The sequence below is a fragment of the Pseudomonas sp. WC1 genome (genome assembly GCF_050586565.1).
Taxonomy (GTDB): domain Bacteria; phylum Pseudomonadota; class Gammaproteobacteria; order Pseudomonadales; family Pseudomonadaceae; genus Aquipseudomonas.
Window position 1 is genome coordinate 15,847 of sequence record NZ_JBOBDQ010000006.1, and the last position, 13,508, is coordinate 29,354.

General features: G+C 63.1%; 10 protein-coding genes. All 10 read left to right on the top strand.

Translation table 11 applies throughout. The features are described 5' to 3' along the window. Positions 1 to 32 precede the first annotated feature (32 nt). The 10 genes from ACQ4OD_RS04105 to ACQ4OD_RS04150 all read left to right on the top strand — a co-directional run bounded on the left by ACQ4OD_RS04105 (position 33) and on the right by ACQ4OD_RS04150 (position 13,461). A complete protein-coding gene (locus tag ACQ4OD_RS04105) occupies positions 33 to 2,960 on the top strand; it encodes a TonB-dependent receptor domain-containing protein (RefSeq protein ID WP_430943925.1) in 2,928 nt (975 codons plus the stop codon). 993 nt (positions 2,961 to 3,953) lie between these two features. Next, positions 3,954 to 4,760: a ThiF family adenylyltransferase gene (locus ACQ4OD_RS04110; RefSeq protein ID WP_198754413.1), complete on the top strand. Its 807-nt coding sequence runs from the start codon at positions 3,954 to 3,956 to the stop codon at positions 4,758 to 4,760. Continuing rightward, the gene (locus tag ACQ4OD_RS04115) at positions 4,757 to 6,010 is read left to right on the top strand and encodes a beta-eliminating lyase-related protein (protein WP_139668192.1); all 1,254 of its coding nucleotides are present in this window, start codon (positions 4,757 to 4,759) and stop codon (positions 6,008 to 6,010) included. Before ACQ4OD_RS04110 ends, ACQ4OD_RS04115 begins: the two co-directional genes overlap by 4 nt. Continuing rightward, positions 6,007 to 6,846, top strand: coding sequence for an outer membrane lipoprotein-sorting protein (locus ACQ4OD_RS04120; RefSeq protein WP_430943926.1), 840 nt, complete (start codon positions 6,007 to 6,009; stop codon positions 6,844 to 6,846). Before ACQ4OD_RS04115 ends, ACQ4OD_RS04120 begins: the two co-directional genes overlap by 4 nt. 56 nt (positions 6,847 to 6,902) lie before the next feature. Continuing rightward, on the top strand, positions 6,903 to 8,174 hold the full coding sequence (locus tag ACQ4OD_RS04125) for a DUF1302 family protein (protein ID WP_198754414.1): 1,272 nt from the start codon (positions 6,903 to 6,905) through the stop codon (positions 8,172 to 8,174). 158 nt (positions 8,175 to 8,332) lie between these two features. After that, a complete protein-coding gene (locus tag ACQ4OD_RS04130) occupies positions 8,333 to 9,109 on the top strand; it encodes a hypothetical protein (protein ID WP_430943927.1) in 777 nt (258 codons plus the stop codon). Between the two features lie 53 nt (positions 9,110 to 9,162). Then, positions 9,163 to 10,272: a hypothetical protein gene (locus tag ACQ4OD_RS04135; RefSeq protein ID WP_177485979.1), complete on the top strand. Its 1,110-nt coding sequence runs from the start codon at positions 9,163 to 9,165 to the stop codon at positions 10,270 to 10,272. A gap of 115 nt (positions 10,273 to 10,387) precedes the next feature. Continuing rightward, positions 10,388 to 11,227 carry a dienelactone hydrolase family protein gene (locus ACQ4OD_RS04140; RefSeq protein ID WP_139668236.1) on the top strand — a complete coding sequence of 280 codons (840 nt, stop codon included), beginning with the start codon at positions 10,388 to 10,390 and terminating at the stop codon, positions 11,225 to 11,227. Continuing rightward, complete coding sequence (locus ACQ4OD_RS04145) at positions 11,215 to 12,171, top strand: bile acid:sodium symporter family protein (RefSeq protein ID WP_139668238.1); 957 nt, start codon at positions 11,215 to 11,217, stop codon at positions 12,169 to 12,171. The genes ACQ4OD_RS04140 and ACQ4OD_RS04145 overlap by 13 nt, the downstream gene beginning before the upstream one ends. A 6-nt stretch (positions 12,172 to 12,177) precedes the next feature. Then, positions 12,178 to 13,461, top strand: a complete 1,284-nt coding sequence (locus ACQ4OD_RS04150; RefSeq protein ID WP_198754415.1) for a cation:proton antiporter — start codon at positions 12,178 to 12,180, stop codon at positions 13,459 to 13,461. Positions 13,462 to 13,508: the final 47 nt, after the last annotated feature.

The following is a 13,508-nucleotide window of genomic DNA, read 5'->3' on the forward strand; positions in this document are numbered from 1 at the left end:
TGCCGGGCACTGACCTCACGAGCGAGAAAAGCATGCCCGCCAGTTATCGGCTTCCCCCTGTTTCGCGCCCATTGCAACGCTTGTCCCCGATCAGCTTCGCCGTACGGTGCGCGGTGCTCGGCTGTTTGCTGGGCTCTGGCGCAAGCCTGGCCCAGGCCGCCCCGGCGGCAACCGAGAACAGCCGGCCCGACGACGCCACGCGCCGCGACTACGATATCGCCCAGGGGCCGCTGGGCACCTCGCTGGGCGTGTTCGCCAAGCAAGCGGGGCTGTTGCTGTCTTACGACCCCGACCTGACCCGCGGCCGCACCGCGCCGGCGCTCAAGGGGCGCTTTACGGTGCAGGAGGGCGCCCGGCGCCTGCTGGCCCATACCGGCCTGCAACTGCTGCCGAACTCACGGGGGGCATACATCCTCATCCCGCAGGCCCAGGCATCGGCGGCGGCAACGGAGCTGACACCTACCGTGGTCGCCTCCAGCGAAATGGTCGACCCGCAGCGTGACACCTACCGCGCACCGCGTTCGACGGTGCACCTGTCCCGTGAAGACCTCGACCGCTTCAGCACCGTGTCGGTGGGCGACATGCTCAAGGGCGTGGCCGGCGTGCAGGTGGGCGACAGCCGCAACGGCGGCGCGCTGGACGTCAATATTCGCGGCATTCAGGGGCAGAGCCGGGTCGCGGTCAGGGTCGATGGCGCGGAGCAGGCGCTGGATGTGTACCGCGGCTACGGCGGTACCCAGCAGCGCAGCTATATCGACCCGGACCTGATCAGCAGCGTTACCGTGAACAAAGGGCCGAGCACCCGCTCGGGGGCGATTGGCGGTTCGGTGGAGATGAAGACCATTGGCGTCGATGACATCCTGGTCGATGGCAAGGATGTCGGCGTGCGCCTGACCGGCAACCTGTGGAACAACGGCGTGGAGCCTGAACACCGCAACCGCAACTCCAGGGACGAGGACCTGAGTGCAGCGCCGCGTGATGAGCGCGGCAGCCTGTTCGGCTCCCAGGCCGAATCCGGCAGCGCCGCCTTTGCCTATTCCCACGAGCGATTCGACCTGGTGGCGGCCTATGCGCACCGCAACCAAGGCAACTACTTCTCTGGCAAGAAGGGCCAGGACCGTTACCGCCTCTACGATCGCTGGGGCGAGGAGCAGGCCAGTGTCGCCAACACCTACAATGCCGGCGAGGAAGTGCTCAACTCGTCGGCCGAGACCGACTCCTACCTGCTCAAGACCACCTGGCGGCTGGCCGACGACCACACCCTGGACTTCGGCTACCGGCGCTTCGACGGGCACATGGGCGAGATCATGCCGTCGGATATCTTCCGCTATGGCACCGCCGGCATCTACCAGTACCCCACCAGCGAAATCGAGATCGACACCTACACCGCACGCTATCACTACCTGCCCGAAGGCAATCCGTGGGTGGACCTCACCACCAACCTGTGGATGACCGACTCGAAGACCAGCACCTTGAGCGCGGCCTGGATGGCGCCCAAGTCGCAGCTGTTCCGCACCGACCGTGCCTGGTCGCGACAGGACAACCGTCGCATCGGTGGCGACCTGAGCAACGTGTCGCGGTTCAGCACCGACCATGGCGATTTCAAGCTCGACCTGGGCGGTGCGTTCCAGCTCGAGGACCTGCAGCCGCAGAAGAACGTGGTGGCCACCCAGCACGACATCAACGCCAACCGCATGTTGCGCGATGCGTCTCGCCAGGAGTTCAGCTTCAACGGCAACCTGGAGTACAAGCCCATCGAGGCGGTGACGCTATGGGGCGGCGGCCGCTATGCCCACTACCGCACCAAGGACAACACCGTGCTCGCCGAGGCACGGCGCGAGGAGCGCGAAATGCGCTGGATTACCGCCAGCAGCCCGGGGCACTGGGGCAGCATGATGTGGTTCCCTGACCAGAACGGCCAGTACACCGACGCCACCGACCCGCGCCTGAACAATGGCATCGTCTTCGAGAACAGCAACGAGCCGTTCAATGGCGTGCCGTTCAACGAGTCCGGCGCGACCAATGTGGTCGTCCACCCGGAAAGCGTCAGCAATGTGACCACCGGCTACAACTACACCCCGCAGGGCAAGAGCAGCGGCGGAGGCTTCTCGCCGGCTTTCGGCATCAACGTCGAGTTCCTCCCCGACACCTTCGTGTATGCCTCCTATACCCAAGGCCTGCGCCTGCCTTCGCTGTTCGAGACCAGCCAGGGCACCCAGCAGGTCACCCCGGGCAAGCACCTCAAGCCTGAGCGCTCGCGCAGCTGGGAGGTGGGGGTCAGTGCCTTGCGCAGCAGCCTGCTGACCGCCGGGGATGAGGCATCGGCCAAGCTGGCGTACTTCGACAACGACATCAAGCACTACATCACCCGCTACTACGACCCAAGCCCGGGGCTGTGGGGGCAGATGACCTTCAGCAATACCGACAGCTTCCACACCCGCGGCCTGGAGTTGCAGTCGCACTACGATGCGGGGCGGGTGTTTGCCGACCTGTCGGCCACCTACTACCTGATGACCGAGACCTGCGACGCAGCCTTTGCCGGCAAGCTGCGCGCCAGCGCCAATCAGTACCAGCGCACTCACGACACCCCGGACTGCACGCCAGGCAGCTACATGGGCTCTTACACCAACACGCAGAACCCGCCACGCTTCTCGGCCAACCTGTTGACCGGCCTGCGCTTCTTCGACGAGGCGCTAACCGTGGGCGGGCGCATGACCTATACCTCGGGGCCCACCGCGCAGATGGACAAGCCCTGGCAGACCGGCGCGACCACGCCGCAGATCGACTACCGCTCGGTGGCGCTGTTCGACCTGTTCCTCAAGTACAAGGTGCTGGAGCACACCGAGCTGAACGTGTCGGTGCAGAACCTGACGGACCGCTACTACCTGGATCCGCTGGCGCAGAGCTTCATGCCGGCGCCGGGACGTACCTGGCGGGTGGGGATGGTGGCGCGCTTCTGAGAGCGCCTGCCTTGTCCAGCGCCTTGACCCGATCATCGGGGTGACTGGAGCCCGCCGCAACCCTTGCAGCGTCTATCAGATCAAGCGCCGCCCGCGCGGCGTTCGATCTCAAGTGCGCTGCAACGCTAACCCCTGATACCCCGCATCGCCGGTGGCCAACTGCAATGCCGAGCAGGTCTCGACTGTTGCTCGGGCAATGGCCAAGGTGCGAGCGTTGATCCCCCCTGATATCGAGCAGCGCTGCCCAAGCGTTTGCCATGTGTTTCGCTGGGCCTGCTGAATACAGGCGTGCCGGATAATAGATTGTGCTTTATCTCGCGCATCTGCTGCGTGCGAAAGTCGCTTCGTTGCGCAGGGCTATCGATAATGGCTAAAGAGTGGCTTGTATTGTCTTGGCGCTCCGTTTAGTATCCGCGAATATTCTAAGTTAATAACTATTTCTTCTGTTGGCGTTCGTCCGGGTTGGCCACGCTCAAACGGTTGGCGAGTGGTGTGATCGCGGCTGCAATTCTCGGGTGTAGTTGTGCGCTGCAGTGTCTATCCAGCTGGGTCTGGTATTTTCAAGTCATTGATTTTAAGTGTTTTTTCTACTTGTCTTGAGGCGGGATTCTTGGTGCTGCTTTCAAGGTTGCTTTGGCTTGCTGCGCTCGGTTGCGTGGCAATTAAACTTACGAGTTTAGTTTGTTCGTGCCAGCGACTGACAAATTAAACTTTGCAGTTTAAAAGTTCCAATAGTGTACTGAGGGTTTTATTAATTAGCGGTGTTGCACACATACTGTGTGGTGTCCCGTTGTGCCTGCGATTTACCGTTATTTATTTACTCGTCGGTTTAATTGGCTGGCCGGTGCTATAGGGCAGGCTCGAAATTGTTTGTGACATTTTGCCGAAGGAAGTGTTGGCAGTGTGTCCCTCCTGCGCCTCGCGGGAGGCATGACGGCCTCTGGCAGCATTGCCAAGGCAAGGATCCACACTCGTGAGAAAAGGAGTTTCAGGATGAGCAACGACGATATGCTGAACCGCTCGCTACCTCTGTTGACCGAGGCGGGCATCGACAAGCTTGCGTCCAGCCGCGTGGTGATCGCCGGTTGTGGCGGCGTGGGTGGCGCCATGGCACTTACCCTGTGCCGGATGGGCGTACAGTCATTCAAGCTGGCTGATCCGGGCGCTTTCGATCCGCCCGACATGAACCGCCAATGGGCCGCGACGGGCGCTTCTCTGGGCCGAAACAAGGCCTTGGTGTATCGCGAGCTGATTCTCGACCTCAATCCCCGGGCCAAGGTCGAGATCTTTGTCGAAGGCATCACCGAGCACAACCAGGACGAGTTTCTGTCGGGCGCTGACATCTTGGTCGACTGCCTGGATGCCAACGTGCCCCACTCGCTGCGTGAGTCCATCCACCGCAAGGCGCGCGAGCGTGGGGTGTTCAGCGTTGTCGGGCCGATCATGGGTTTCGGCTGCTTTGCCCTGTGCTCCTCACCGCAAGGGTTGGGAATGGAGTACTGGACGCAGACGCTCAAGATGGCCAAGGAGCAGGGCACCTTGCCGCGGATCTTCGACGAAATCTTCGTGCCCCAGCACATGCAGGCGATTGTCCGCAGCCTCGAGGTTGGCAAGGTGCCAACGGTAGCTGTGGGGCCTCTGATCGCGACATCGCTGTTAGCCACTGAGTGTGTGAACCACTTGCTGCATGACCTGGTGCCGGGTTTCCGTGAACCGATCGTGCTGCCAAAGGTGATGTTCTTCGACCTCAATCGCATGAACCACAGGATCATCGACGTGTCCGAGGGAGCCTTGGCATGACGTTGCTGGCCGACACCGTCGAGGCCCGCGCGCGGGTCCTGGCTCAACATGGGTTCAACCTTGACCTGATACCGTCGCGCCTGGTCCGGGATGACTACCAGACCGACAGCCTGATGCACCGCGACTACCCGAGCGTTCCTCTATTGCGGCAGGACGGCGACGGTGAGCTGGACGAGCGACTGGCTGCGGCGTTCCAGGCCTTGTTCGGCCTGCCCCAGGTGCTGGCGTTGGCCCAGGGGCGGCTGGCGGAGGCGTTGCTGGTCAACGCCCTTGTCACAGCGGGCGACTGCGTGCTTGGCAGCGCGCCATTTCCCACGCTGCAGGCGCACCTTCAGCTCAGGGGCGCCACATACTGCACGGTGTCGACGGCAGATGCCGGCGGCCAATTTCGCGCTGACCTGGACTGCGTGGCCCTGGAGCAGGCGATCAAGCGTGTGGGCCGCCAGCGCATACCTTTCCTGCTGGTCGAAGCCTGCACCAATGCCATTGGCGGCGTGCCCGTTTCGCTGGACAACCTGCGCGCGGTCAAGGCGGTGGCTGACCGCTACGGCATCCCGCTGCTACTCGACGCGACGCGGATCCTCAGTAATGCCTGCCTGATCCGCGAGTACTCCTGCGAATGGCTTGGCCATGACGAATTGAGCATTGTTCAGGCCCTGTGCGCATTAACCGACGGTGTGCTGCTGAGCGCGACGAAGGAGATGCCGACGACCATCGGTGGCTTCCTCGCGCTACGGGACCGCACCCTGTTCGAGCGTTGCCGCGACCAGGCGCTGATCTTCGGCACGGGCCTGGACCTGCTGAGCAAGCGTCGTTTGCTGGCGGCAATGCACGAGCCGCACGGTTTGGTGAAGCGGGTACGTTCGCGCATTGACCAGGTACGCCGTTTCCACGGTCTGTTGCCGTTGGGCGACGAGGCGCAGGTGGGTGCCCATGGCGTGTTCCTCATGGCTGGCGCACTGTTCACGGCCATGCATGCACGCGCCTTCCTCAATCATCTGTATGTCGGCTACGGTGTGCGTGGCTCGCTCAACCCAGGGGGCTCGGCAGGCCCTGGCGATGCCCTGGTGCGCTTCGCCCTTGGCGTTCCCGGCAAGGACGAGCATGTCCTGGACACGGCTGCGATCTGTATCCGCGAGGCGCTGCGCGAAACCGACCAGCACATCGCCCTGGAAGAGGTCCACCGCCCCGCAGGTCTCGCCGGCGGCATGCTCGCCACTTATCGCCAGGCCGGGAGCGTGCAGCCATGAAGCGTTTGCTGATCATCATCGGCGTGCTCTGTCCGCTGCTGGCTTTCGCCGGCATGCCGGCGGGCAACCTGGTGCCAAGGGATATCATCGAGCGTTCCGAGGAGCGCCCAACCGGCAAGGACTCGGTCTCGATGTTGTTGGTCACCCTGACCGACAAGGCTGGAACCAAGCGTCAGCGCGGGTTGCTTTGGTATCACCTGGCAGGCGAACAGGGGGACCTCGACCTGCAGAAGTTCTTCTATCCCCGCAGCATTCGCAACATCGCCACTTTCAACGAGGAGGTGCGTGGCGCGGAGGACCTGCAATACCTCTACTTGCCGGCCGCCAGCCGGGTTCGGCGGGTATCTTCCAAGCACCAGACCTGGGTCGGGTCCGACTTGATCTACGAGGACCTGCAGAAGATCAACCTCGAGGACTGGACATTCAGCTATGTGGAGCAGGCCAGCGAGGAAGGTTTCGCAGTGCACGTGGTGGATTGCCAGGCCAAGCCGTCGTCGAACTCGGCGTATGCCAAACGGCGCTACTACATCCGTGCCGACGGCAGTTACTTCCCCAGTCGGATCGACTTTTTTGATGCTGCCGGCCAGTTGATCAAGCAGGTTCGGCGCACCGAGGTTCAGGCATATGGCTCTGCCCTGTACGAGCGTTTCGTGCAGGTGAATGATCTGCGCAACGGCCATCAGACGCTGATGGAGCGACGTTGGGTTCGCGTCGATACCGGGCTGCCTGCGTCGCTGGTGACGGTGCGGCAGATGGAGAAAGGCATCGAGCACTTTGCCGAACCTGCGGACGTGCAACGCCTGGTCAGTGACGAAACCAGCAGGATGGTGGAGTGATGGCCGGGATTGTTCGAACACTTGCAGCCGTCTTGTCGCTGGCTGGCGCGTCTTGCGTGAGCGCTCAGGCGCTGGCGGCCCTGGGTGGACAGAACACGGTGACGGGGTTTCTCGACCTGCGCTCGGCGGTTGGCCTGGGCAGCGGAGGCGAGGTGGGCTCTAGCGCCTTGAAATCTAGTCTGGACAATGGCCTGCGAGGTCGTGGCCGGGTCGAGCTGGATCACCAGGCCGACGGCCTGCGCACGCTGGTTTCGGCGGACCTGGAGCTGGAGCACAAGCGCATGCGTTCGGCAGCCGACGAAAACGAAAGCACTGCCAGGGTGTGGGAAGGGTACGTCGAATGGGAAGGCGAGACGACCAGCTGGCGCATCGGGCGGCAGGTGATCCAGTGGGGGGTGGCGGACGAGGTCAGTGTGATCGACAGCTTCACACCCCAGGATTTTCGCAGCTTCCTGATACACACCCGCTTCGAACGCAAGTGGCCGGTGACCGCGGTGAGCGGTCGCTACTTTCTTGATGGCGGCGATTTTCTCGAGGTGCTTTGGCAGCCGCAGTTCCGTCAGGACCTGCTGGCCCAGCCTGGCGAGGAATGGAGCCTGTTCGTGGAGAACAACTACGTGCGCGGACTGGGCTTGAGCGAGCGCTCGACCAAGGTTGAAGGTGGCCCGCTGGGCGACAGCGTGTTTGCCGCGCGGCGAGTGCTGCGGCGCGACAACTACGACCTGTCGTTCAACTATGCCTACCAGTTCGAGCAGATGGCGGCATTTCGAGCCGACATCCAGGGCTTCGACGCCAGCGGCAGGGCAGTCGGTACCGTGCAGCCCTACCACGCACGCCAGCACACCACCTCGATGGCGTTCGAGTCGGGGCGTGACGGGATTGGTGTGCGTGGAGAACTGGCTTACGTCACCGATGCTGGCTATGTCAGCTACGACATGGCTGTGCCGGGACTGGTCGAGCGCCGTGACACGCTCAGGGGGGTGGCCGGCATGGACTACACCTTTGCCTCGCGGACTTACATCAACCTGCAGTACACCCTCGACTACATCCGTAACCACAACGGCAACATGCAGCCGGACAAGTACCGGCCAAGCGTGACATGGCGAGTGAATGTGCCGCTCAAGGGCGAGGACCTTTGGCTGGAGTTCCAGGGGCGCGAGTTCATGAACATGACCGACCGCTTCTGGCGCCTGCAATTGCGCTGGCGGGTCACCGACGACTGGGAACTGCGAACTGGCGGAATGCATTTTGCCGGGCATGACGAAGGTATCTTCGGCCAGTTCAGGGATAACGATCAATTGTACGCAGGGGTTCACTATTACTTCTGATTGACAGGGCAATGTAGTTGCGCGCGCATGATCATGCGGGCCATTTGCAGTAAATGCGATCGTTTGAAACGGGAGGAAATAACCGTCCGTCCCTTGGCCGCGATTGCCTGTTTCATGGACTTTAAAGGTTTTATTCATCCTACAAAGGAGCGTGAAAAATGAATGTTGGCAATGATCCGATCATGATGAACGAGTACCAGATTCGTATCACGGCGGCACGTGAGAAGTTTGCCGCCCGTGAGGATGTCCAGGCGTTGTTCAACGCGCCGATGGACGCACCGTTGGTGAACCTCTTCATGATCTACTGGAGCGCCATGAGCGCGGCACTGACGACGCCTATTCCGGAGTACCTGGCCACGGCCGGCATGCGCTGCGAGGCCCTGGGCCTGAACAGACTGGCCGAGTTCTTCAAGGAACACACCGAAGAAGAAGACGGTCACCACGAATGGGCGGCGGCGGATGTCCGCAAGTTGGTGAACCTGTGGAATGCAAAGTATCCGGTTATGCCGATCAATACCGACGACTTGCTGGTTTCCAATCTGACGCCTTCGGTGCGCCGTTATCACCAGTTGCATAAGGACGTGGTGGCCGGAGATGCACCGTGGGCCGAACTTGCCATTGATGTGGAGATTGAACTTATTACCACCCAATACGGCCCTGCCCTGTTGAAGGCCTGTGCCGCGGCGTTGTGTGAAGAAGGCCAGCAAAGTATCTCCTTCCTGGCCGAGCATGTGAGATTCGACTTTGGCCATACCGATACCAACTTCCGCGTGGTCGCCGAGTTACTCGAAACCAAGCCTGAATACGCCCAGCACCTGGTCACGATCGGCGAGCAGGCCCTGACCGCTTATGGCGATTTCCTTGGGGAGGCCCTGCAACTGGCCCGGCAAGCATACGCCCGCCTGCCGCACGCCCAGGTCGCCGTGGACGCGTGACTTGACAAGGACCGTTATCGGAGCACGACAAGGATAGAAAGGAGCTGGTCGGTATGTTCAAGAAAGTATGTGTCAGCTGCCTGCTGACCGACGACGTCGAAGGCGTGGCGCTGGATTCGGATGGCACCTGCAACCTGTGCCGCATCTCGCAGGCGGGGGGGCGGTTGCGCCAGGACGCGCAGCGCATGCGCTTCCAGCAGGACCTGGAGGCGACTTTGCGCGCCGCCAAGGGTAGTGGCAGGAAGTACGACTGCATTGTCTCGTTCAGTGGTGGCAAGGACAGTTGCTACCTGCTGCACCGGCTGGTGGTGGACTACGGCCTGAAGGTGCTGGCGTATACCAGCGATTTCGACATACCGGCCAGAACCTGGGACAACATCCGGCGGACGGTCAAGGCACTCGGGGTGGACCATCACGTGCACCGTCCGGTCCAGAGTGTCTACCGGCGTTTCATCCGCCACCTGCTGATGAATCAAGGCCCGAAAGGGGCAGTGCACACGGTTTGCTACTTCTGGCTGGACATTCGTGAAGGGGACCTGCTGCGCTTTGCCGTGGAGAAGGACATTCCGTTGATCTTCACCGGCTACTCACCCGGCCAGCCGGAGCCCGAGCGCATGCTCTACGAGATGCCGGCGGAGCGTATCGCCCAAGATTGGACGCCCCATGAACTGTTTGCCAACGGCGTGTTCAAGGAGCACGAGCGGGCGCTGTTCTGGAATCCGCAACGTCATGGCGAGGGCATCAAGCTGCCGCGCATCCTGGCGCCGTTCCATGCCTGGGACTACGACCAGGCGCGCGTCACCAACACAGTCATCGAACTGGGCCTGGTGCAGAACAAAGTGCATGCCAACCCGGTGCTGAGCAACTTCACCCTGAACTGGCTGCTGATGTATTCGGATCTCAGGCTGCTTGGCTACAACCCGTACAAGCCCGAGTTCGCCAAGCTGGTTCGCGAAGGCAAGGCGGGGCGTCGCAAGTGGCTGCTGATCTTCGCGCTCATGGATTTCATGGTCCGTCGGCGGATCTTCATGGGGCGGCACATCGACCGCTCGTTGCGGGACCTCGACCTGCGTCTGGAAGATCTGAAGATGTCGCCGCTCGAAGCGCCGCCCCCGCCCAGGGCGGTGAGGCGCGTTGCTGACCAGGCACGAGACTGCGCCTGACGGCTTGACCGACGCCGCCACGCGCCTTGGTCACCAAGGCGCGGGTGGCATGCACGAGCGGGTGGCCGGCTGTTGGCCGAGCACCTGCCGCGGATGGCTTACCACGGATGGATGAATGAACGATCTAGCGCTCGCGGGCGACCTTTTCGCAGGTTGCTCGGATTTCCAGTTTTCCCACGAGGGCGTGGCTCGCCAGGTCTTTCGCCTGGGCGAGGGGCCCGCGGTGGTGCTGATGCACGAAGTCCCCGGTCTGCACGATGGCGTGGTGCGCCTGGCCCGGCGGCTTGCCGATGCGGGCCTTGGCGTGTGGATGCCGGTGTTGTTCGGCAAGCCAGGGGTGAGGGTCTCGGCGTTATCGGTGGCCGGTTGTATGGGGCAGGTCTGCATCTCGCGGGAGTTCCGGGTCCTGGCCAGTCGGCGCAGCAGCCCGATTACCGACTGGCTGCGAGCCTTGGCCCGGGCGGCGCACGCGGCCAGCCCAGGCCCAGGAGTGGGGGTGATCGGCATGTGCCTGACCGGTGGCTTCGGCTTGGCCATGATGGCGGACCCTGCAGTCATCGCCCCTGTGTTGGCAAACCCCTCGCTGCCCTTCGCCCTGTCTGCTGCCAAGGCCGGTGCATTGGGTATCGAGCAGGACACGCTGGACGCTGTCGTACGGCGCTCGACCGAACAGGCCATTCCCGTGTTCGGCCTGCGCTTCACCGGTGATCCGGCGGTCCCTGACGCCCGTTTCGAAAGCCTGAAGCGGGCTTTCGGCGAGCGTTTCGTCGCTTGCGAAATCGACTCGTCGGCGGACAACCCCCATGGCATCGGGCGTTGGGCCCATTCGGTGCTGGGCGTGAGTTATGTCGACGAACGGGACCACCCCACTTACCTGGCCCAAGAGGCGGTGGTGGCATTTCTTCAGGCCCAGTTGGGCCTGGGCCAGCCAGGAGAGCACACATGCAAACCATAGAACTGGCCAGGCTGATCGCCCCGGTGCTGTTGTTCGTGATGATGATCGGCATGGGGCTCGGCCTGCGTCGCAAGGACTTCGTCAACCTGCTGCAGGCGCCGACCGGGATCGCCATCGGCACCTTGGGGCAGGTGCTGCTGCTGCCATTGATGGGGCTTTGGGTGAGCTGGGTGTTTGCCCTCGACGGCACCCTGGCCCTGGGGGTGATCGTGCTGTGCCTGTGTCCGGGCGGGGTGGCCTCAAACACCATCACCTACCTGCTCAAGGGCGACGTGGCGCTGTCGATCTCGCTGACCGTGATTTCCAGCTGCATCGCCTTCATCAGCGTGCCGCTGCTGGTAGCGCTGGCGCTGGCCCACTACGGCGTTCTCGGCCAGACCGTGCAACTGCCGATGGCCGACACTGTCGTGCGCCTGTTCCTGCTCACCTTGCTGCCCTTGGCCTTGGGCATGGGGCTGGCGCGGCTCTGGCCGACCGCTTGCAAACGTCTGGAACCGCTGCTGCGCATACTCGGCTTCGCGTTCCTCATGCTGATGATCCTGGTGGTGGTGGTGAAGGAGTTCCCGCTGCTGCAGGCCTATGCCGCGCGCCTGGGCTTCAGCCTGGTGGCGCTGTTCGGCAGCACCATGGGCCTTGCCTGGCTGGCAGCGAGGATGGCGGGGCTCGGCAGTGCCCAGACCCGTTCGATCACCGTCGAGATCGGCATCCAGAACAGTGCCCTGGCGCTGGTCATCGCCAGCCTGCTGGGCAGTGTCGACATGGCGATCCCGGCGATTCTCTACAGCGTCCTTGTCTGTCTGGCCGCGTTGCTGGTGGTCACGTTGCACGCCGTTGCTGCTCGCTGGCGCGAGCACCCGACCAACCCCGGGCAGCGGCCGGTCGAACCCTTCGGCGATGGACGGCTCATTGGACAGCACTCAGGCGCCGCGGCGCGCAAGGATTGATCGACCATGAACTCGGCAAACATCTTCATGCAATTGCTGGTGATCCTCGGGGTCTCCCACTGTCTGGGCCGCGTCAGTTTCTGGCTGGGTCAGCCCGTAGTCATCGGGTATCTGCTGACCGGAGTGATCGTCGGGCCGATGGTCCTGGGCGCGATCGATCCCGGCCTCACCGGCGTGTTGTTCGCCAACGTCACCGGCCTGATGGCTCTGGGCAAGATCGGCCTGATCTTCATCATGTTCGGCCTGGGGCTGGAAACCGGCTCGGGGCGCCATGGCGGATCGCAGGCCAAGACTGGCGGGGCGTTGCCGATCGCGGTGTTCGGCTTCATCGGCGCGGGGCTGGCGGGGGTGCTGCTTGGCTATGCCAGCCATGGCGTGTTCTCCGGCCATGTCGAGCGGCTGCCCTACATGCTGTTCTTCGGTGTCGCGATGGCGGCCACTGCTGTCCCAGTGCTGGCCGGCATCCTCGACGATCCGCGTTTTCTCCATCACCGGCTGGCGCCGCTGGTGATGAACGCAGCGGTGATCACCGACATCCTCGCCTGGTTCGCCCTGTCCCTGGTACTGGTGCTGCTATCGAGCACGGGCTCGGCGAGCATTCTGTATTCCGGCATCACCCTGATCGTGCTGGTGGCGGTGGCCGAGTTCGTGGTCAGCCGCCGCCTGGTCGCGCCTTCGTCCTCGACCGCCGGCAGTGATCCGTCACGGCCACTGGTCGCGGCGCTGATCGTGCTGTTCACCTTCTGTGTCATCACCGACCTGGCCAACGCCCACGTGACCATCGGCGCCTTCATCGCCGGGATCGCCTTCCGCCGTCACCAGGGCCTTCGCGAGTTCTGGGAAAAGGGACCGCAGGCCTTGGTCAACCTGTTCTTCGCACCCCTGTTCTTCGGCACGGCGGCGATGAACGTGAACATCGAGGCAGGTAGCTGGTCGGGCCTGCTGGCATGGGGCGGTTTGTTCCTGCTGGTCGGCGCGCTGGGCAAGGCCGGGGTCTCGTACCTGGTGGCGCGCTGCACGGGGCTTTGCCGTCCCGACGCATTCGTCGTTGCGACCCTGATGCACACCAAGGGGGTGATGGAAATCATCCTGCTGACGGTCGGGCTGGAGATCGGCGTCATCACGGCCGACCTCTACGCGATCCTGATGGTTGTCGCGCTCGCGGCGACGGTCATCACCCTGCCGATCGTCCGGCTGGTGCCGCCGCGCGTGCCAGCGCCCGGGGCCTCGAGCGCACGGGTCGTCGCAACGCGCGAAGGCCGAGAGCGGCCAGTGCTGGAAAACCCTTGAGCAATGACGCAACAGGCAGGGAGGAGCGCGACACGCACGGATCTGGG

Coding starts and splice junctions, on each gene's coding strand:
- ACQ4OD_RS04105 (WP_430943925.1), top strand. CDS start 33: ATGCCCGCCAGTTATCGGCTTCCCCCTGTTTCGCGCCCATTGCAACGC.
- ACQ4OD_RS04110 (WP_198754413.1), top strand. CDS start 3,954: ATGAGCAACGACGATATGCTGAACCGCTCGCTACCTCTGTTGACCGAG.
- ACQ4OD_RS04115 (WP_139668192.1), top strand. CDS start 4,757: ATGACGTTGCTGGCCGACACCGTCGAGGCCCGCGCGCGGGTCCTGGCT.
- ACQ4OD_RS04120 (WP_430943926.1), top strand. CDS start 6,007: ATGAAGCGTTTGCTGATCATCATCGGCGTGCTCTGTCCGCTGCTGGCT.
- ACQ4OD_RS04130 (WP_430943927.1), top strand. CDS start 8,333: ATGAATGTTGGCAATGATCCGATCATGATGAACGAGTACCAGATTCGT.
- ACQ4OD_RS04135 (WP_177485979.1), top strand. CDS start 9,163: ATGTTCAAGAAAGTATGTGTCAGCTGCCTGCTGACCGACGACGTCGAA.
- ACQ4OD_RS04140 (WP_139668236.1), top strand. CDS start 10,388: ATGAACGATCTAGCGCTCGCGGGCGACCTTTTCGCAGGTTGCTCGGAT.
- ACQ4OD_RS04145 (WP_139668238.1), top strand. CDS start 11,215: ATGCAAACCATAGAACTGGCCAGGCTGATCGCCCCGGTGCTGTTGTTC.
- ACQ4OD_RS04150 (WP_198754415.1), top strand. CDS start 12,178: ATGAACTCGGCAAACATCTTCATGCAATTGCTGGTGATCCTCGGGGTC.